This is a genomic window from Steroidobacter agaridevorans (assembly GCF_009932555.1).
In the GTDB taxonomy this organism is placed as follows: Bacteria; Pseudomonadota; Gammaproteobacteria; order Steroidobacterales; family Steroidobacteraceae; genus Steroidobacter; species Steroidobacter agaridevorans.
On sequence record NZ_BLJO01000002.1, the window covers coordinates 716,664 to 735,915 of the forward strand.

General features: G+C 61.8%; 15 protein-coding genes. 5 read left to right on the forward strand and 10 right to left on the reverse strand.

The annotated features are described in order from the left end of the window. Nucleotides 1-133: 133 nt before the first annotated feature. The gene (locus GYH35_RS09915; protein WP_161828287.1) at nt 134-490 is read left to right on the forward strand and encodes a type II toxin-antitoxin system RelE/ParE family toxin; all 357 of its coding nucleotides are present in this window, start codon (nt 134-136) and stop codon (nt 488-490) included. After that, nucleotides 474-791 (forward strand): helix-turn-helix domain-containing protein, encoded by a 318-nt coding sequence (locus GYH35_RS09920; RefSeq protein ID WP_161828288.1) that lies wholly within the window; start codon nt 474-476, stop codon nt 789-791. Before GYH35_RS09915 ends, GYH35_RS09920 begins: the two co-directional genes overlap by 17 nt. Before the next feature lie 3 nt (nt 792-794). On the opposite strand, the gene GYH35_RS09925 is transcribed toward GYH35_RS09920, so the two are convergent. From GYH35_RS09925 to GYH35_RS09955, 7 genes are all read right to left on the reverse strand, one after another. Then, nucleotides 795-2,399: a serine hydrolase gene (locus GYH35_RS09925; protein WP_202624207.1), complete on the reverse strand. Its 1,605-nt coding sequence runs from the start codon at nt 2,397-2,399 to the stop codon at nt 795-797. Nucleotides 2,400-2,422: 23 nt separating this feature from the next. After that, nucleotides 2,423-4,411 carry a serine hydrolase domain-containing protein gene (locus tag GYH35_RS09930; RefSeq protein ID WP_202624208.1) on the reverse strand — a complete coding sequence of 663 codons (1,989 nt, stop codon included), beginning with the start codon at nt 4,409-4,411 and terminating at the stop codon, nt 2,423-2,425. 106 nt (nt 4,412-4,517) lie between these two features. After that, nucleotides 4,518-4,772, reverse strand: a complete 255-nt coding sequence (locus tag GYH35_RS09935; RefSeq protein WP_161828289.1) for a hypothetical protein — start codon at nt 4,770-4,772, stop codon at nt 4,518-4,520. Nucleotides 4,773-4,792: 20 nt separating this feature from the next. Next, a complete protein-coding gene (locus GYH35_RS09940; RefSeq protein ID WP_161828290.1) occupies nt 4,793-6,748 on the reverse strand; it encodes a serine hydrolase domain-containing protein in 1,956 nt (651 codons plus the stop codon). Nucleotides 6,749-6,846: 98 nt separating this feature from the next. After that, a complete protein-coding gene (locus GYH35_RS09945; protein ID WP_161815810.1) occupies nt 6,847-7,557 on the reverse strand; it encodes a LytR/AlgR family response regulator transcription factor in 711 nt (236 codons plus the stop codon). Continuing rightward, complete coding sequence (locus GYH35_RS09950) at nt 7,554-8,636, reverse strand: sensor histidine kinase (RefSeq protein WP_161828291.1); 1,083 nt, start codon at nt 8,634-8,636, stop codon at nt 7,554-7,556. The genes GYH35_RS09945 and GYH35_RS09950 overlap by 4 nt, the downstream gene beginning before the upstream one ends. Nucleotides 8,637-8,830: 194 nt before the next feature. Continuing rightward, nucleotides 8,831-9,562, reverse strand: coding sequence for a helix-turn-helix domain-containing protein (locus GYH35_RS09955; protein ID WP_161815812.1), 732 nt, complete (start codon nt 9,560-9,562; stop codon nt 8,831-8,833). A 143-nt stretch (nt 9,563-9,705) separates the two neighbouring features. Between GYH35_RS09955 and GYH35_RS09960 the strand changes: the two genes are divergently transcribed. Beyond that, nucleotides 9,706-11,547, forward strand: a complete 1,842-nt coding sequence (locus GYH35_RS09960) for a 3-oxoacyl-[acyl-carrier-protein] synthase III C-terminal domain-containing protein (protein WP_161828292.1) — start codon at nt 9,706-9,708, stop codon at nt 11,545-11,547. Next, complete coding sequence (locus GYH35_RS09965; protein WP_161815814.1) at nt 11,544-12,440, forward strand: DUF6999 family protein; 897 nt, start codon at nt 11,544-11,546, stop codon at nt 12,438-12,440. The genes GYH35_RS09960 and GYH35_RS09965 overlap by 4 nt, the downstream gene beginning before the upstream one ends. A 229-nt stretch (nt 12,441-12,669) precedes the next feature. Here GYH35_RS09965 and GYH35_RS09970 read toward each other — a convergent pair whose 3' ends face one another. Continuing rightward, nucleotides 12,670-15,447, reverse strand: a complete 2,778-nt coding sequence (locus GYH35_RS09970) for a TonB-dependent receptor (RefSeq protein ID WP_161815815.1) — start codon at nt 15,445-15,447, stop codon at nt 12,670-12,672. Between the two features lie 101 nt (nt 15,448-15,548). After that, entirely contained in the window at nt 15,549-16,127 is a 579-nt protein-coding gene (locus GYH35_RS09975) for a DedA family protein (protein WP_161815816.1), read from the reverse strand. Between the two features lie 170 nt (nt 16,128-16,297). Here GYH35_RS09975 and GYH35_RS09980 point away from each other — a divergent pair, with 170 nt between their 5' ends. Next, nucleotides 16,298-17,926, forward strand: a complete 1,629-nt coding sequence (locus tag GYH35_RS09980) for a serine hydrolase (protein ID WP_161828293.1) — start codon at nt 16,298-16,300, stop codon at nt 17,924-17,926. Nucleotides 17,927-17,968: 42 nt separating this feature from the next. Here GYH35_RS09980 and GYH35_RS09985 read toward each other — a convergent pair whose 3' ends face one another. Further along, complete coding sequence (locus tag GYH35_RS09985; protein WP_161828294.1) at nt 17,969-19,246, reverse strand: RNA polymerase sigma factor; 1,278 nt, start codon at nt 19,244-19,246, stop codon at nt 17,969-17,971. Between the last annotated feature and the right edge of the window lie 6 nt (nt 19,247-19,252).

The following is a 19,252-nucleotide window of genomic DNA, read 5'->3' on the forward strand; positions in this document are numbered from 1 at the left end:
CCCCTAACCCGGAAGCCGACATCACAGGGGCAAAATAAGCCGCAAAACGCGAACATATCTGGCGAATTCGCCCCCTCCACGCTCTGTAAGTTATACGCCGAGTGCGCTCTCTACGTAACTTGCGTATACTTACATGCACGCCGTTTTTATTGAGTTGCCAGCCTTCGAGCGCCATCGCTCCGCCTACCTCGATGACGATGGCTTTCGGCGGTTGCTAGACACGCTCATGGCCAATCCGGAAGCTGGTGATCCCATCGAGGAGACCGGCGGTCTCAGAAAACTGCGCTTCGCCGATGTACGGCGTGGCAAAGGCAAGCGTGGCGGGCTGCGAGTGATCTACTACTACTGGACCGGCGGGCCTGAGTTCTGGTTATTCACGTTGTACGGCAAGGATGAGATGTCTGACCTGACAGCCAAACAACGAGCGGCGCTGAAGGCACTCGTCAAGGCTGAATTGAATGTGAGGAAGGCGCATGAAAAAGAAGCGTGACTTATTTTCCGACTTGTCGGATGGCTTCGATGCACTCGCCGAACACCGCGCTGGCAAACGAACGCTGCGTACTCATACGGTGAAAGCCAAGCCCGCCCCGAAGATCACGCCTCGCGAGCTTACAAAAGTACGCACGGACATGAATCTCTCACGCGGGCTGTTCGCGGGCTACCTCCGCACCAACGTTCGGACGCTCGAGAATTGGGAACAGGGACGCGCCAGGCCCAACGCTCAAGCCGCGCTGCTCATTCGCCTGGTGCAGCGCTATCCGGACACCGTCCATCGGCTTGCGGAGATCTAACGTCTAACGCGTACTCCGCACCGGCTTGAACAGCAGGTCCTGAAAATCGAAGCTGAAGTCGGCGAGTGGCGAGATGGCCTTCATGGTCATCGTGGCGATCGAGCCGTCGGGCTGCAGCGAGAAGGTCACGTATGCGTCTTCCGTCAGCGTCCGATCCGTCCAGCGTGTGCGGAAGGTGTCGTACTGGACGTGCTCGAGCTTGCCCGAGAATGCCGGCGTGTGCTCGAAGCGGATCGACAGGCCGTCACCGCCATTCTCGATGGTGACGCCGCCATACCAGTCATCTCGATAGCTGCCCGCATATTTTTCCAGTAAGAGCGATGGCCCCTTCCCGCCCTGCGCCGGCGCAGTCGGCGCCGCGGCTGCCAAGATTTCCTGGCCCTTTGCGATTCTTGCCTTGCGTACATCATTAAGTGCGCCGATCCAATCGGGGCTCGACAGGCCGAGATAGTGATCCAGCAATCGATACTGGACCGCTGCCAGCGCGGAGGTTTCTTCCGAATTGGTCATCATCGCAAACGCAACGTCCTTGCCAGGAACGATCACGACCAGCGCAACGCTGCCCAACACGCCGCCGCCGTGGGAAACGATCGGCTGGCCACGATAATCGCTGTAACCCCAGCCCAGCGCATAGGCACGGAAGTTAGCCTGAGCGAGCTCGAGCGGCTTCGGGTTCTGGGCCACCGGGATCAGTGTCTGACCGGTCCACATCTCGCGAGACTGAGCTTCGCTGAACAGACGCACGTTCGTGCGAGGATCAAGGCCACGGCCCAGCTGCAATTCGAGCCAACGCGCAACGTCAGCGATGCTGGCGTTGAGCGATCCGGCTGGCGCTGAATTGTCGAAGCTCATCTGCTTCGGCAGCGACGTCATCGGCCCGACGCCGCGGAGCTCGGTCGACACACGTCCATGCGGCCAACCCTTGTTGGCGCCGGGCGGCGTCGTTGACGAGGTCGTCGTATGTTCCATCTGCAGCGGCGCGAGGATGCGCTGGCGAACGACGTTCTCCCACGTGTCCTTGCAAACCGCTTCGATCAGCTGGCCGGCAACCACGTACAGCATGTTGTCGTAGGCATAGCCGCTGCGGAAGCTCGTCGCAGGCTTGATGTAACGAAGCTTCTCGACGATCTGCGCACGAGTCAGCGTCGTCTCCGGCACAAACATCAGGTCGCCGGCGCCGAGACCCAGGCCGCTGCGATGAACGAGTAGATCTCGCACCGTCATCTCGCTGCTCGTATACGGATCGTACATGCGGAATCCCGGCAGCAAATCCACGACTTTGCTGTCCCACGACAGCTTGCCTTCATCGACGAGCATTGCCAGCACGGCGCTTGTGAAAGCCTTCGTGGTCGAGCCCATCGAAAACATCGTCTGCTCGTCGACTTTGGCCGCCTCCCCCATGCGGCGAACGCCATAAGTGCGCACGACCGGCGCCTTGCCGCGCTCGACAATCGTGATCGCCATGCCCGGCGTCTCGAAGGTATCGAACACGCGCTTTACGTAGCGATCGAGATCGCTCGGCGGCGCTGCGTGCGCCGATGCGACAACGAGCACCGTGGCCGCGATCGTTACACGCAGGGCTGCTCGAACGTGATTCAACATCGACATCGTCCTCACCCCAGGCAATTGGTTCAGTAATTCACGTCGAAGGCGATGAGATGGAATGCCAGCGCGACCCAGAGCACGACCAGCAGCGCAAGCGCGAGCAGCACCGCCCAGGCCTTGGCGTACCACTTGCGTTCGCCACGCACGACGACCATGGCGTTCCACACACCGATCGCAGCGGCCCCGAAGAAAACAATCGCGGACAGCAGCTGCACGATCATCAACAAGACGTCGCCCGTCGAGGAAAGCAGTTGATCGCCCATGACCAGCGACACCACCACACCCCAGAGGACGAACAGCGCAATCACCGCGGACGAGGCGACGCGTATCCAGCGATGAGCCTGCGCGTCCCGACCCGATAGACTGTAGCTGGCGCCATAATGCCTGCGCGTCAGCGCGGAGATGGGCCATGCGAGCGCCGTAAAGAGCAGCGCGATCAAGCCAGCGACGAGCGCCGGTGTGACCCATGCCGGGGAAATCGACGCCGGCACCGGCTCGAACACCATGAACGGCGAGACCCATTCGAAGCCGAAGCGCGTGACTCGCCCGTCCTCGACCTTCGCCGACAGGAAGCTTTCGCCATCGACATCGCGCCAGACGAACGGCTCGACTTCACGCCACTTGATGGGCGCGCCGGCGACGTTCGTGGCCAACGAAACGCTGATCGTGCCATCTTCGTTCGGAAATACCTTGACGGGACTCGCCAGTCCCAGCACACGCAGGAAGTTCGTCTCCATACGGCGCGAGACTTGATACAGGCCGGTGATCATTCGCGCGTGCTCGGCCGCTGTTTGCGGATCGACCTTGCCGTCGAACGTCGGCCCCGGCAGATAGCGATCGGCAAACTGCTCGAACACAGCCTTGCGGATCTTGCCGGCCGCGCCCTCCTTGCCTGCACTGTTCAACGACAGGAACAGACCGACATTGTCGTCAAGGAACAAAAACAGATCGGAATGAAACCACGCCGTATCGCCGGCATGCGAAATGATTCGCCGGCCATTGCGGTTCTGCTCATAGAACCCCAGCATCATGCGATCGACACGCGGCAACACGGTGAGCGCCGTGGCGTGCATCTGCTCGGCAGTCTCCTCCTTGAGAATGCGGTTGTCGCCGAACGCGCCCTTCTGCAGATGGGCGATCATGAATCGCGCCATGTCCGCACCCGACGAGGCTTGACTGCCGGCCGGCGCCGAGACGACGACTTCGAAGGGCTTCGCCTTGCCTTCCGAGGCTCGCGCATAGCCCTTCGCCATGAATGGCTGCAAACGCTCGGGCAACGGCTGACGGAACGTCGAATGTTCCATGCCGAGCGGCTGCAGGATGTGCCGATCGACGTAGTCGTCGTAGGACAGACCGGCAGTGCGCGCGACGATATAACCTGCCAGCGAAGTGGCGTAGTTCGAATAAGCCGGTGTGGTGCCGGGAGCGAAGATCCGAGCCGGCACCCACTCCTTGAGGTAGACATCCAACGGATCGAAAGGCGCACCTTCGGGAATGATCAGGTCTTTGACCCGCTCCTCGAACCCGGGCGTATGAGTGAGGATGTTCCGCAACGTGATCGGCTGGCCGTCACGCGCCGGAATCTCGAAATCCAGATATCCGTTCACATCCGCATCGAGATCGAGCTTGCCCTGCTCGACCAGCTGCATCACCGCGGTCCAGGTGGTCAGCTTCGAAATCGATCCTGGACGAAACAATGTCGTTGCCGGATCGACCGGCTGGCGCGCCTCAACGTCGGCGTAACCGTAGCCTTTCTGCAGGAGAGTCGCGCCGTCCTTCACGACAACCACCACCGCACCTGCCACGTCGCCGGTTGCCAGGGCGTACGGCATGAAGCCATCGAGCCACGCTTCCAGATCTTCGCGCGTCAGTGGCCTGACATCACTGGCCGGCATTTCGGCGGATGTGACACTGGGCTCCGGAGCAGGCGGCTGCGAAGGAGCATCCCCAACCGCCGCCGCGAACAGTGCTCGCGAAAACAGCAGCATCGTCATCAACGTGACAGCAGCACGCATTTCCGTCCCCATGGTTTTAGTAATGGGCGAACAAGCCTTATCAGGACATCTTAGTCCTATATAGAGAATCGTCAACCGCGGCCTGGCGCCGCGAGACCGCCCGGCATCACTCCTTGTGACAGCCGAGCGTGCCCACGGGTATCAAGAGCACATAGGCCTGCTCGCACTCGAAGGTCAGCTTCTGTCCGCATCCCGCGGCTTCGAAGACATAATCGCCGAGATACCGACGCTTGATTTGCGTAACCGTGACTTGCGAGGCATCGCAGGTCAGCGCGCTGCTGGCCTGCTCGCGCACAGTTTGTGGAGCGGATACGCAAGCCGTGCAAAGCATGGCGGCGGCCGCAACAGAAAACATCCTCATGGTGTATCTCATCCAATGGCTCAGTAGTAAAGGTTGAGCTTCACGAGATTCAGGGTGAACGCGACCCAGGTGATCGCGACACAGGACGCAGCCAGCACCACGCTCCATGTTCTACCGAACCAGCGGTGATTGCCTTGGAACGAGAGCCACGCATTCCAGATCGCAACGCCTGCACCAAACAACCCGATGAAGCCGAACAGATGGAGCACGACGAACCACACATTCGTTCTGCCATCGAACAGCGCGAGATTCCCCAGGCCGTACTGGATCATCGTCATCCAGCCAACGACGACAGCGAGGTTGACGATGGCCGTGCCGCCGACCAGCCAACGCGCGAGTGTTTGTTGTTTCGTCATTTCGAGCGTCACCCCGTGGCGGCGCCGGATCCAGGCGGCAACCGGCCACCCGATAAGTGTCAGCAGCAGACTCAGCGCCGCGATGACGACCACTGGAACGATCCAGCCGGCGGAGGTCCCTGCCGGGACCGGCATGAAGACTTGAATGCCGCTCGATGTATCGTGCCCCAGGAACCGCACGCGCCCGTCCTCGATTTTCGCGGCAAGACGCTCCTTGCCACCGACCTCGCGCCACACGAACGGCGCGACTTCACGCCAGACTTTCGGCTGGCCATCGAGTTTCGTGAGCGGCGGAATGATCAACGTGCCGTCCGCGTTGGCAGTAACGTTGAATTGGCTGAGCACGCCCACGGCCCTGAAGAATGTGTTCTCCGCGCGGCGTGAGCTTTGGTATCGGCCCGCCACCAACCGGCTGTGCTCGACCGCCGTCGACGCTGTCGGCTCATCCGGCACGGGCGCGGGAAAATATCGATCCGTGAACTGCTCGAACAGCGCGGTGCGGACACCGCCCACCGCTCCCTCCTTGCCAGTGCTGTTGAACGACATGAACAGGCCGACGCCTTGGTCCATGAACAGGACCAGCTGGCTGTGGAAGACCTGCGAATCGCCGCCATGCTCGATGATCCGTTGGCCATTGCGATTCGCTTCGAAGAAACCCAGGGCCATGCCGTTGACCGGCGGGGTCGCCTGAAACACGGAGTTGTGCATGAGGCGCGCGGTTTCTGGCTGTAACAGAGACGGAGCCCCGCCCTGTTCCGCACTCAGATGCGCGATCATGAATCGCGCCATATCGGCGCCGGTGGCGCTGATGCTGCCTGCAGGCGCGGGGCCGACCAGCTCGAAGTACAACGGCGACCCCGATGCGCGCCCATATCCCTTCGACATGTCAGCTTCCAGCTTCGCCGGCAGCGGCTGCCGGAATGTCGAACGCTGCATCCCCAGCGGCTCGAAGATGTGACGATCGAGGTAATCGTCGAATGTTTCTCCGGAGACGCGTTGGACGATGTAGCCCGCGAGCGCTATGCAGTAGTTGCAATAGGACGGCACTTCGCCCGGCGGGAAGATGCGCGCGGGCGGCGATCTCTTCACGAACGCCTCCAAGCTCGGAAACTTTTCCGGATCGGAGTGCATGAGCTCGCGCACCAGCTCCTCGAACCCGCCGGTGTGGGTGATGAGATTGCGCATCGTCACCGGCTTGCCGAAACCTTCCGGAATCTTGAAATCCAGGTACCGATCGATGGGCGCGTCGAGATCGACTTTGCCCTGCTCGACCAGCTGCATCACCGCGGTCTCGGTGAACAGCTTGCCGACCGAGCCGGCCCTGAACAGCGTGCGCTCGGGATCCACGGGCCGCTGCTTCTCGACATCGTCGTAGCCGTACCCTTTTTGCAGCAGGACTTCGCCATCCTTCACGATGACGACGACGCCTCCCGCGATGTCACCTCGCTGCAGCTCATAATCCAGGAAGCCGTCGAGCCAAGGCTCCACATCGGCGCGCGTGAGCGGAAGAGCCGCTGCGCTGGTGGCGGTGCTTGCTTGTGGATCCGAATCGTTGGCGAGCGCCGCGCTCAGCGAGCCGAAGCTGCAAACTAGGACGGCGAGAGTTCTGGCGAGGCGCATACGTTCTCCGGCACGGTGCATCTGGCCGGAAATTTACGATGCGGCCCGGCCGGTGGGCCGATTTCGTGTCGAACGGTCCGATCGCCTGAGTGAATGGTCTACACGCTCATCTGCATGCGGAACAGTCGCGCCTGACGGCGGGAGATCTCGACTTCGGAGCCGCCTCGCAGCCGAACATGCAACTGCCCGCCGATCCCGAGCTCGACGTTCTCGATGCAGTCGACGTTGATGATCTGCTTGCGGTTGGCGCGAAAGAAACGCTTGGGATCGAGCCGCTGCTCCAGGCTCTGCAAGGGCCGCCCGAGCAACGGACGCTCCTGGCCCCAGAACAAACGCACGTAATTCCCTTCCGCCAGCAGCATGCACACTTCGCGCAGCGGCACGAACCAGCAACGATCGCCATCGCGCACGAACAGGCGCTCGAGGATGTCGTGCGGCGGAGCTTCGACACCCCGCTCTTCCGGCATCGAACGCGCCCTGGTGAGCGCCGCCGCCAGCCGCTGCGGCTCGATCGGCTTGAGCAGATAATCGAGCGCGTTCACCTCGAAAGCGCGTACCGCATGATGGTCGTATGCGGTCGTGAAGATGACGCGCGGCACGTGATCGAGTCGCGCGAGCAGATCGAACCCCGATCCACCCGGCATCTGGATGTCCAGAAAGATCAGATCCGGCGCGAGCGCCTCGACCCGCGCGGCTGCTTCATTCACGTCGCCCGCTTCCCCCACGACCTCGACCCACGGAAACTCCGCGAGCAACCGTCGCAATTCACGCCGCGCCAGCGGTTCGTCATCGACGATGAGCGATTTCATGCTTCGACTTCACTTGGGACACGGATTCGTGCGATTGCCAGGTCAGGTTGCGACAGGTCCAGCTCGAGGCTGGCTCGCGACCCGAACAGCAATCGCAACCTTTCGGCGGCATTGTACAACCCCGATCCCTGCTGCTCGCGCGGCGTCGGATTGATCGGACGCGGATTGCTCACCTCGATATGCAAGGCGCTGTCACGCAAAGTCGCGGAGATCCGCAGAACACCGCCGCCGGGCAACTCCGCGATTCCATGCTTGATCGCATTCTCGACCACTGTCTGCAGCAGCATGACGGGAACGCGTACATCTTGCGCGCCGGGTGCGATGTCGAGCTCCACGCGCAAACGATCGCCAAGACGCAATGACTCGAGGGCCAGGTAATCGCCAACAGTTTTGAGCTCGCGCTCCAACGTCACCAGTTCCTCGTGATCCGATCTCAACGTGTAGCGCAGGAGTCCGGCGAGTTGTGTGACAGCATCTCGAGCACGCGCCGGATCTTCGGCGATGAGCGCACGCACGCTGTTGAGCGAATTGAACAGGAAGTGCGGATTGAGCTGCGATTTGAGCAGCTTCAGCTCGGCGGCTTGCAGCGCCCGGCTCAGCTCCGATTGGCGCAGCTCGGCCGCCTGCCGCTCGCGCACCGACGTAATGCCGATGTACAGCGCGATCCAGATGAAAAAGATCAGGCTCCAGTTGACGGTCCGGAGCATCACCGGATCCATGGCCACGAGCAGCGACGGCAGCGCTTCGAGGACCGCGGGGTCGTGGATCGTTTCCAGCCCCCACAGCGGCGCGACCGCCATGAAATGCATCGCCGACGCTACCACGCTCCCTAGCAACACACTCGCCACCAGCGCACGCGGCAAGAGCTGCCGGATGCTCAGCTTCTTCCAGCCTCTGCGCAGCATGAATTCACGAAGCAACTGCGTGAGGCCGATGGCTGCCAGATTCAGCACAGTGACTTCCACAACGATCCGCTCCCACGGGATCGGCAGCGTAGCCATGGCGTTGGAGACCTGACTCGAGCCATAGAGTCCCCAGCCGAGCAGCTGGCAGGCCCAGTACGCGCGCGAGGTGTTCATTGGAGCGATGGATTGTCTCATTCGGCCGCTAAGCTAACCCAACGGCGGCTGGCGAACGAGATGGCGGGGTGAACGGTCGGAGGACCGGTCGAACGGCTTCGGGTCGTGGCGAGTGGAATTCCATCGGACGCAGGGCCGCGGCGAGCGGCCAATTGGATTTGAGCACATGTTGCCGGTCGTGCCGATTCGATAATCTACTTGCGCCGGAGCTTCTGGAACTCCGAGAACTCCCAGGAGCGTAACGACAGTATCGCGCTACAACTGTCCCGCTCCTCGAGCGGACGCCTCGCATCTTTGTGTGCGAGGTCCTCGAACTCCGTCGCCAGACGATCGATGCCCGCTTTGAATTTCATCAACGATTCGGCGGTGAGCAGGCCGCCGAAGAAGCGCAGCTCATCGCCCTGGCCGTCGAAGCGTCCGCCGAAGAATTCCGGCACCACTCGTTTCAGAAAGAATTCATGGACCGGCCCGTCCTTGCGCCATGAGAAATTGCGCGCTGTGAGCTTGCGGATCCGATTGGGCGGCTTGAACTCGGCAATGCCCAGGCGCTCGAGCTTGATCAGGATGTCGATCAGCTCGCTTTCGCTCAGCTGGAAGGTCGAGAGGATTTCCTGGAAGCGCCAGTCATTGGCGGTGAGATAGGCCACCAGCAGCAGCTTCGGCCGACTGACGATGGCCCGCTCCTGCTCATCGCTGAGCTGAGTCAGCATCGCGCCCGGCACGGGCGGGTGCACCAGCTCTTCAAGGTCGATGCCCACCGCGTCGCAGATCCGGTCGAGTCGCTCCAACGAAAACGTGCCACGGCTCAGGTCCCGCTTGATCGTGGGCTCGCTGACTCTCAGGCGCCGCGCCAGCTCGCCATAAGTCACACCGCGCAGCTTCAACACCGCTTTCAAGTTTTTGATGAGCGTCTTCGAATCGGCCATGGATTGCGCACTCCCCGTCCGGCGCCCGCAGGACGGTATAATAATACGATACCTTCCGTATCGACCGGTGTCACGCCGCCGCGAGTATTTGGCGTGCGAACGGCGCCCCGTCAACCTGCCCACGGGTTCCACGGGAGATCCACATGCCGATTCGATTCGACAATGTTTATGTGACATCGACGGGGTCGTTTCTACCGGGCGCGCCCGTCGGCAACGACGATATCGATCGCTACATCGCTCCTATCAACGCCACGTCCGCGCGCATCAAGCGGCGCATTCTCGCGGAGAACGGCATCACCCGCCGGCACTACGCGATCGATGCGAACGGCGAGACGGTGCTTTCGAACACGCAGATGGCGGCGATGGCGATCAACCGTTGTTTGTCGGATGGCGAGGTCGAGCTGCAGGACGTAACCATCCTGTGCACTGGTTCATCGGGAGGCGATCTCGCGATGCCCGGCTTTGCCAACATGGTTCAAGGCGAGCTGCATGCGCCTCCCATGACCACGAGCGCGCACCAGGGTGTGTGTGCCGCAGGCATGGCAGCCCTACAGCATGCGGCCACTGCCTTGGAGCTGAGCGACAAGGGCAATGCGCTCGTCACCGCGAGCGAGATGCCGTCACGCATGTTCAAGCATTCCAGGTTCGCTCCGCGAGGCTACGCGACCGATTTCGACTCGCACTTCCTGCGGTGGATGTTGTCGGACGGCGCAGGCGCCTGCTTGCTCAGCAAACAGCCGCGACGCTCGGGCGTGTCGCTCAAGCTGAAGTGGATCCACAACCGATCCTTTAGCGGCGATCTGCCAGTGTGCATGCAGATCGGTCAGCCGGGCGGCGCACAGGGCCGGTCCTATCTCGATTACCCTTCGCTAGCGGACGCAGAAGCCGACGGCGCGTTTCTCTTGCGGCAGGATGTGCGCTTGCTGCCGCACTTGTTCGAGCTGGGCATTCATGAATATGCGACGCTGGTCCAGCAGGCCGCGTTTCGGCCCGAGCAAATCGATCACTTCCTCTGCCACTACTCGTCGCAGAAATTCGCAGGCGTCGTCGAAGATCTCATGCAACGCGCCGGGCTCGCGATCCCCCGCGAGCGTTGGTACAGCAATCTCACCTGGCGTGGCAACACCGGCGCCGCCTCGATCTTCATCATGCTGGCGGACTTCGTGCGTGAGCGCGAGCTCAAACCGGGCCAGCAGATTCTGTGCTTTGTCCCGGAGTCGGGCCGCTTCAGCATTTCTTTCATGCACCTGGAGGTTGTAGAAGGCGACGCTGCCGTGCAGATGTGTAACATCGCCCCTCCCCACGAAGCTTGGCCGACGCAGTCTGCTCCGGCGTCGCGCTTGATCCAGGAACTGGCGTCGGTGTGGCACGAGTATCGTTCGCGCGCCTGGCGCAGCGGATTGATCCGGAAGATCGTCGCTGGCGAGTTCACCAATGCCGACTACGTGCGCTGGATGTCGTGCTGGATTCCGCAAGTCCGTGAAGGCAGCCGGTGGATGCTCGCCGGCGCCAGCAACCTCGATCCGCGCTACGCCGCTTTGACGGCGCTCGTGAGCAAGCATGCCGGCGAGGAGCGCAACGACTTCAAGATCCTGTTCGAGGACTATCGATTGGCGGGCGGCGTGGCCGGCATGATCGAGGAGCTGCGCCGCAATCCAGGCGGTGAGGCCCTCAATGCCTACATGAATGCGCTCGCGAGCGAGCCGACTCCGCTGGGCTTGCTCGGTGCGATTTACATCATCGAAGGCACCGGCCAGCGAATCATTCCGGCCCTGTTGCCGCTCTTGCGCGATCAGCTCGACCTGCCCTCGCAGGCGTTCCGCTTCCTCAGCTATCACGGCGAGAACGACGCCTCGCATCTCGAGCGCTGGCTCACTGCCGTCGAGATGGCCGTGCAGCTCAGCCCGGGTTGCGAACGGCAGATCCTCAACGTGGCCCGCCACACCGCGGAACTCTACGTCCTGCAGATGGAGCACGTCCTGTGAACAGCCAACCGAATTTCCTCCGCGAACCGCACGATCCGAAGGACCCGAGCCCGTGGCGCGCCCTGTATCTGGATCAAAGCCTGCCGCTCGCCGAAGAGTGCAAGCGCGCCTGGCTGGAGGACGTGAGCTCCCGCTCGCGGCAGTTCCTGCTGCCGCTGGTGAGGCCGATCGCGCGTCTGACCATCGTCGCCCTGCAGATCCTCAAGATCGTGATTCCGAAGCGCTTCACTTCCTCGGCGCTATTGCATCGGCTGCTGGAATGGAACATGCGCACCTGGCTGTCACCCAACGCCAATCTGCTGATCTTCCGGCACTTCCATCTGGGCTCGGAGATCCTCGACTTCATCGCGCGCAACACGCGAGGAGTGACTGTGACGACCAACCCGCTGAAGCCGAGAAGGCTCACGGAAGTTCGCGATCACCTCTATCTGAAGCACGATATCAATCTGTTCAATTTCGTGATCGCCCTCAACGAGCAGCTGCGCGAGCGCGGCCTCGAGCTGGCGCCCATCGACGAACTCGACTTCAGCGGCATTACCGACGGACCGCTGCCGATCGAGCCCATGCCCGCGCGCTGGAGCAACTTCATCGACCTGCAGACCGCCATCGAGCTGTACACACCGTTCTACCAGCTGCTGCTCACCGACAACGACTTCTGGCGCGCTTCGAACTCATTGCAACTGGATGAGACGATTGGACTTTATGTCGCGCGTCTGCTCGGTACGGCCTGGACGCCGGCGCTCATCAACAACCGCCATCCGCTGGTGCCGCTGTCGACCATGCAGGCCGGCTTTCGCCTGGTGCTCCATGGACTTGCCACCGAGATGCAGCACGCATTGCTGGTGCAGTACAAGCGCGCACAATTGCAAGTCTTGACAGCTCGCTCGTCTTGACTCCGCGACTCGGGTCGATCGTGCCTGCCAAGTGATCCACAAAAGTTGTGGGCAACCCTGTGGATATCTTTGGACGCACGACCTTTTGCCGGGAAATTCACGCGCCAGAATCGCGTGCTCAAGTTTTGATCAATCCGTGACGCTTGCGCACGGTGTTCTGCGCGAGGCGCGGCTATGCTGAGCGCCGAGACCTGGCCCGGATTTTCCGCCGAAGGTCAAGGCGCTCGCGTCAGAACTTGACGCGGGCGCCGACGCTGTAAATCGTCTCGTCGCCCATCAGCCCGAGGACGACTCGTTCGTTCCCCCAGTAGCTCGAGGTCTTGTTGCGCAGGATGTTCGTGCCGCCGATGTCCACACGCAACGCATCGGTCACGTCGTAGCCGATGCTGAAGTCGAGACGGCCGGCGGGCCGGACATAGGATAGGAAGACCGGCACATAGGCTTCGTTCACCCGCTCCGGATCGAACGGCCGCAGCGCCACGCCGCCGGTGTTGTCGGCGTTGATGTATTTGGAGCGATGGGTCCAGATCAAGCGGCCGCTGATGGCGGACTTGTCGTAGAGCAAGCCGACCGTGTAATTGTATTTGGACACGCCCACCAGGGGATTGCCCGCGAGCGGATCGTCGCCCTTGATCTCCGAATCCGCCAGCGTGAATGCGCCCTGCACGCCGACGCCCGACCACGCTCCCGGCAGGAAATCGAAGAAATACTGGGCACTGACTTCGAGACCTTGCAAGTCCACCGAGCCGACATTGCGCGGGCTGGAGATCAGGTAATTGAGTCCGTCGATCGTCTCCTGAGTGCTCGAGGTGACGACACGGTCCTTGATCGAGCGATAGTAACCAGTCACCGCGGCATAGCCGCTGTCGAAGTAATATTCCGCCGTCAGGTCGATGCTGTCCGATGTCTGCGGCTTCAGATTGGGGTTGCCGCGCGTGCCGTTGTTGAGCAGAAACACATTGCCCACCAGCGTCAGCGATTCAGCGGGATTGAGCGACGCAAAATCCGGGCGCCTCATCGAGCGCGAATAGGTCAGGCGCGTCTGGAACGAATTCGGGAACACTAGCCGCGCCGTCGCCGCCGGCAGGACGTCGACGTCCGATGTATCGGCCCGCACCGGACTGAAGGTGCTGCCCGTCCGCTCGAAGCCTTCGATGGTCCGCTCGGTCTTGACCACTCGCGTGCCGATTACGCCGTCCAGCGTCAGCGATCCCAGCGGAATCTCATAGGCGCCCTCGACGTAGGCGGCATATGTCGGCTCTTCGGCATTGAATTCCTTGGTCGGCTCGTAGTCGGGCTGCCGCAGCGGCAGGTTGAACAGGCTGCGCAACTCGTTGCGACCGCGCTCCGAGCGGAGATAGGCCGGGTTCACGCCGAGAAACTCGGCCCCGCCGTTGAGCCTCGGCGCCTCCCCAATCACGCCCAGGAAATCGGGTGACAGCGGCAGGCTGGAGATCAGCCGCGCGTTCGCCTCGGTCGGGGTGCCGATGTTTCCAAAGCCGATCGACTGGACCGTGTTGGTCTGTCGCACCTCCTGAAATCGCGTCTCGCGTCTGGCGTAGCGCAGGCCCGTCTTGACCTTGGGAACGATGCCACCCAGCTCGAACTCTCCATCGAGCCGCGCCTGGAGCAGTTCGCCCTCGCCGAGCGTGTAATTCTGGTTGATCGAGTTGCGCAGCGAGAGGTTCGCCGAGCTCAACGGAATCGAGGGATCGATCGTGAACGACGGACCGTCGTCGTCATCCAACTCGACGAAGATCGTCGGCACGCGCTGACCGACCTCGGCGTTGAAGTTCTCCAGGAACGATCGCGACGTTTGATAGGCCACGTCGAACATGACTTTCGCGCGATCCCGCTCCCAGTTCAAACCGCCCGCGATCATCTTGTTTCGCTGAGTCACGTCCTCCGACGAGGAGTTCTGGTTGATCACGACATTGTCGAAGCGCGCGCTCTCGAGCTCGCACACTCGCCGCACCGTGAATGGCTGGATCGACACCGTTCCATCGGCATTGTTGACCAGCGTCGGGTTGGTGCCCTGGGCATTCACGCGAGCGTCGAAGCAATAGTCGCTGACCGTGACGTCGGACATCCGCGAGTTGTTGGTGAAGGGCTGCGGATTGAAACCGGCAAAGCCGGTCGTGCTGCGGAAATGCGTGTAGAGGCCGTCTGCGTAGACCTGCAGCGCCGGCGTCGCCTGCCACTGGACCGCCGCATTCGCTTGCTTCCGGTCGATGTCGCCCACATCGGGCATATTTCTCAGCACCTGAGGAACGAGCAGGTCGGGCACGTTGAGCGGGGCCACGCCCGAATAGCGGCGTTCGCTCAGGTTGGAAACGCTGCGGATGTTCTCGGCGCGAGAATAGGTCGCGTTGATCAGGGCGCCGATTTCGCCGATCGACGTATCGGTCGTGCCTGCCGCAAGCACGCCGAACTGCGGGTTGTGCGCATCGGCAATGTCGGCGTAGTTGTCTCGTGCTGTTACGACCAGCGTCGGTTCGCTGAAACTGAACGGGCGGTTGAGCCGCAGGTCGAGCGCACCGGCCACGCCGCCCTCGATCTGATCCACCGTCTGCGACTTGAACGCATCGATGCGAGCGAGCGCCTCGGCCGGCACATCTTGCAGATCGAAGCCGCGCCCGGTTGTTGTGATCACCTCGCGCCCATTCACCGTCGTCAGGATGTCGGTCAAGCCGCGAATGCGCACACCCGACAGCTCGTTGTTGCGGTCGTTCTGCACCTGAATGCCGGGCACGCGCTGGAGCGCGGCGGCGACGGTGGGATCGGGCAGCTTGCCGATGTCGGTCGCGACGATCGAGTCGACCACCTGCACCGAATCGCGTTTCACTTCCGCCGCGCGTTCGAGCGACTGGCGAACGCCAGTCACAACGACTTCTTCATAGTCCGCCGGCGCCGTTGCGTCTGGCGCCGCCCCACTCTCCTGGGCCATGACGGGAATGGAAACAAACACAGCCGTGGCCGACACGGCGCTAAGGAGCTTGAGCCGCATATCCCCCAACCTTTTGTACGTTTTGCGTTGTTCGCCGCCTCACATCCGGCGATCCGATGTGGCGACTATTGGCGGATTAATATTATAAAGCTGAGAAATCGTCAACTGCCGCCCGATCCGGGGGCCGCTACCGATCTGGCAAGCCACCAGCGGCGCAGCAGGATGCAGCTCGCCAGAAGCATCAGCCCCGCGACGATGTGTTTCTCATGCCGATGCAGCTCTTCGATCCACTGGGCTGCGACATGCGTCCCGGCGTAACCGATCGACGCAAACACTACCGACCAGATCGCCGCGGCCAACAGATCGAGCTTGAAGTAGTGCCTAGCATTCATTCCGCTCATGCCGATGGCCATGGGCAGCGCTATGCGCAAGCCCCACATGAAGCGCATGCCAAGAACAACCAGAGTGCCGCGTTGTTCGATGAGGCGTAACGCCGTATCGATCTTGGAACGCAGCTTCGGCCGGCGCATCAGAAATCGAGCTCCATGTCGGCGGCCGAACTGAAAATACAACTGGTCGCTGATCACGCCAGCGACGAACGCCGTGGCGATCACCCAGGGCAGCTCCAGATAACCTCGATGGGCTGCGAATCCGCCGAGCAGCAGCATGCTTTCGCCTTCGGCCAGGCAACCAACGAACACAGCCAGATAGCCGTATTGTTGAAGCAGGCTCGATAACATCGGTAGGTTTGCCGACAGCTGTTAGCGGTGCGGGTCATCATGCGCAACGCCAAGGAAAAACGCTTCGCGTGACCATGCCTCACGGACTTCCCGAACTACGGATTGGGGGCCGTTTTGCCGAGATTTTCGTGGGCAGCTATGATGCCTCGAAACCAGACCGAGGGACTCCCATGCACTGGACGGCTTTTCGGGGCGTGATCGCGGCGGCGGCCTTGGTCTTATCGGCGGTCTGTCATGCGCAGGACATCGAGCGCATGGATCAGATCGTGCAGCATCTGGTCGATGGCAAGCAGTTCATGGGCTCGGTGCTGGTGGCGCGTGCCGACCAGATCGTGCTCCATAAGGCGTACGGAAGCGCCAACCTGGAATGGGACATCGCGAACACCCCGACGACGAAGTACCGCATCGGCTCGATCACGAAGCAGTTCACGAGCGCGAGCATCCTCCTGCTGGAGGAACGCGGGAAACTCAAACTGGACGATCCCGTCAAGAAACATTTCGCCGAGGCGCCGGCCACGTGGGACAGCGTCACGCTCGAGCATCTGCTGACTCATACGTCCGGCATTCCGAATTTCACCAGTTTCCCCGAGTACCAGAAACTCAAGCAGTTCCAAACGCCGCTGACGGACCTCATCGGCCTGTTCAAGGACAAGCCGCTCGAGTTCGCCCCGGGCGAGAAGATGGCTTACTCGAACTCGGGCTACCTGCTGCTCGGTTACGTCATCGAGAAGGCTTCCGGGATGTCGTATGCCGACTTCGTTCAAGCAAACATCTTTACGCCGCTCGGCATGAAGGATTCGGGTTACGACTCGAATGCGTCGATCATCCCTCGCCGGGCGGCTGGCTACACGCGCAGCGGTGAGTCGCTGGTCAATGCCGATTTCGTGCATATGAGCATCCCGCATGCCGCAGGCGGCTTGTACTCGACCACCGAGGATCTGCTGCGTTGGCAGCGCCAGCTATACGGCGGCAAGCTGCTGTCAGGCGCATCGCTGACGAAAATGACCACCCCTTTCAAGAACGACTATGCGCTCGGCCTCGCCGTGCAGACCGGCAAGCGCAAGATGTACAGCCATGGCGGCGGCATCGAAGGCTTCAACACACTTCTGGCCTACTACCCTGACACGCAAGTCTCTGTAGTGGCGCTCGCCAACTTGAACGGCGGCGCTCCGGCGGAGATTGCCGCGAAGCTCGGCTCTCTGGCGCATGGCGAGACGATCACGCTGACTCACGAGCGCAAGGAAATCGCCGTCCCTCGGGCAGTGCTCGAAAGATACGTCGGTACTTATGCGTTGTCGCCGCAGGTGAACGTCATGGTGACGCTCGACGGCGATCAACTGGTGACCCAGGTCTCGGGCCAGATACGGGCGGCGGCGTTTGCGGAATCGCCAACGCGTTTCTTTCTCAAAATCGTCGACGCGCAGTGGGAGTTCGTGGAAACCGATGGCAAGGTGACGCACGTCGTCCTCCATCAGGGAGGGCGCGAGACCAAAGCACAGCGCACCAGCGATACGGTTGCGGTGAAACGTGAGATCACTCTGCCGGCCAATGCGTTGAAAAAATTTGTGGGAACCTATCAGCTACGGCCCGGTTTCGACCTGGTCATCAAGCTCGAGGGCGAGCAGCTCGTCCTGAACCCGACGGGACAAAAGTCCGATCGTCTCTACGCCGAATCTGCGGACACCTTCTTCAGCAAGGTCGTCGACGCCTCGATTCAGTTCCATGGCAACGATCAAGGCGAGATCACGCACCTGACGTTGAACCAGGGGCAGTTCAAGGGGGATGCGCGGAGGAAGTGATTTCTTGCGATGAAGTAAGCCGTCTATGACTGCCCCGCGCGCTCACGGAGGCCCGGTCTCGCCAGCGCACGCCTTCGCGCGCGCCAGGAGCAACTCCCGCTCGCGCACATTTTGCGCCATGACTGCCGCTCGCCCAAACTCCTTGTAAGCCTCCTCCACGCGCCCGAGCTTGCTCAGCAGATCGCCGCGCACGCTCGGCAACAGGTGATACCCCCGCAGAGCCGGCTCGTCTGTCAAAGCATCTATCAGCTCGAGACCCGCCTCCGCGCCGAAAGCCATACCTACCGCGATCGCGCGGTTTAACTCTACGAGCGGCGATTGCGTGATCTCGACCAACGCGTCGTAGAGGGCGACGATTTTTTTCCAGTCCGTCTCGTCGGCCGAACGAGCTTGCGCGTGGCACGCAGCAATCGCCGCCTGTAGCGCATAGGGTCCAAGCGGACTGGCGAGCGCTTCGGCACGAGCGAGTGCGGCGAGGCCCCGATGCACCAGAAGCTGGTCCCAGCGGGAGCGGTCCTGATCGAGAAGCAGGATCGGCTCCCCCGACGGACCGAGGCGCGCGCTAGCGCGTGAAGAATGTAGCTCCATCAGTGCTACGAGGCCGTGAACCTCGGCGTTGTCGGGTACCCGTTCGGCCAGAATCCGAGCCAACCGCAGGGCTTCTTCGCAAAGCTCCAGGCGCATCCAGTCTTTACCCCGGGTAGCCGCGTAGCCCTCGTTGAAGATGAGATAGATCACTTCGAACACCGAGGGCAACCGGTCAGCAAGATCCTCGCCACGCGGTATCTCAAAAGGCACGCGGGCCTCCGCCAGAGTTCGTTTCGCGCGAACGATACGTTGCGCGATGGTCGTTTCCGGGACGAGAAATGCCCGGGCGATCTGATCCGTCGTGAGCCCGCCGAGAAGACGCAGTGTGAGTGCTACTCGCGCTTCTTTCGAAAGCACCGGGTGACACGCAATCAGAATGAGGCGCAGGAGTTCGTCATCGACGCCCTCGTCGCTATCCGCTTCGATTTCGTGACGGTCGGCCGATGTGCCATTGGTGGCGTCGCTTTGGATGCGCGCATGGGTCCGATCCAACATCCCACGCCGGCGCAGCTGATCGATGGCGCGGTTCTTTGCAGCCGCCATCAGCCACGCACCGGGATTGTTCGGAACACCGGTGCCCGGCCAACGCTCGAGCGCCGCGAGGAGCGCTTCCTGAGCGAGATCCTCAGCAAGGCTGAGATCGCGCACGACGCGAACGAGACCACCGAGCAGCCGAGCTGACTCGATCCGCCAGACCGCTTCGATGGTCTCTCTCGTGACTGACTCTCGCATCGATGG

Bases quoted from the DNA above. Each gene is read 5' to 3' on its own strand.
- GYH35_RS09970 (WP_161815815.1), bottom strand. From the start codon at position 15,447: ATGCGGCTCAAGCTCCTTAGCGCCGTGTCGGCCACGGCTGTGTTTGTT.
- GYH35_RS09985 (WP_161828294.1), bottom strand. From the start codon at position 19,246: ATGCGAGAGTCAGTCACGAGAGAGACCATCGAAGCGGTCTGGCGGATC.
- GYH35_RS09915 (WP_161828287.1), top strand. From the start codon at position 134: ATGCACGCCGTTTTTATTGAGTTGCCAGCCTTCGAGCGCCATCGCTCC.
- GYH35_RS09930 (WP_202624208.1), bottom strand. From the start codon at position 4,411: ATGCGTGCTGCTGTCACGTTGATGACGATGCTGCTGTTTTCGCGAGCA.
- GYH35_RS09975 (WP_161815816.1), bottom strand. From the start codon at position 16,127: ATGTTATCGAGCCTGCTTCAACAATACGGCTATCTGGCTGTGTTCGTT.
- GYH35_RS09925 (WP_202624207.1), bottom strand. From the start codon at position 2,399: ATGTCGATGTTGAATCACGTTCGAGCAGCCCTGCGTGTAACGATCGCG.
- GYH35_RS09980 (WP_161828293.1), top strand. From the start codon at position 16,298: ATGCACTGGACGGCTTTTCGGGGCGTGATCGCGGCGGCGGCCTTGGTC.
- GYH35_RS09950 (WP_161828291.1), bottom strand. From the start codon at position 8,636: ATGAACACCTCGCGCGCGTACTGGGCCTGCCAGCTGCTCGGCTGGGGA.
- GYH35_RS09920 (WP_161828288.1), top strand. From the start codon at position 474: ATGAAAAAGAAGCGTGACTTATTTTCCGACTTGTCGGATGGCTTCGAT.
- GYH35_RS09955 (WP_161815812.1), bottom strand. From the start codon at position 9,562: ATGGCCGATTCGAAGACGCTCATCAAAAACTTGAAAGCGGTGTTGAAG.
- GYH35_RS09945 (WP_161815810.1), bottom strand. From the start codon at position 7,557: ATGAAATCGCTCATCGTCGATGACGAACCGCTGGCGCGGCGTGAATTG.
- GYH35_RS09935 (WP_161828289.1), bottom strand. From the start codon at position 4,772: ATGAGGATGTTTTCTGTTGCGGCCGCCGCCATGCTTTGCACGGCTTGC.
- GYH35_RS09960 (WP_161828292.1), top strand. From the start codon at position 9,706: ATGCCGATTCGATTCGACAATGTTTATGTGACATCGACGGGGTCGTTT.
- GYH35_RS09940 (WP_161828290.1), bottom strand. From the start codon at position 6,748: ATGCGCCTCGCCAGAACTCTCGCCGTCCTAGTTTGCAGCTTCGGCTCG.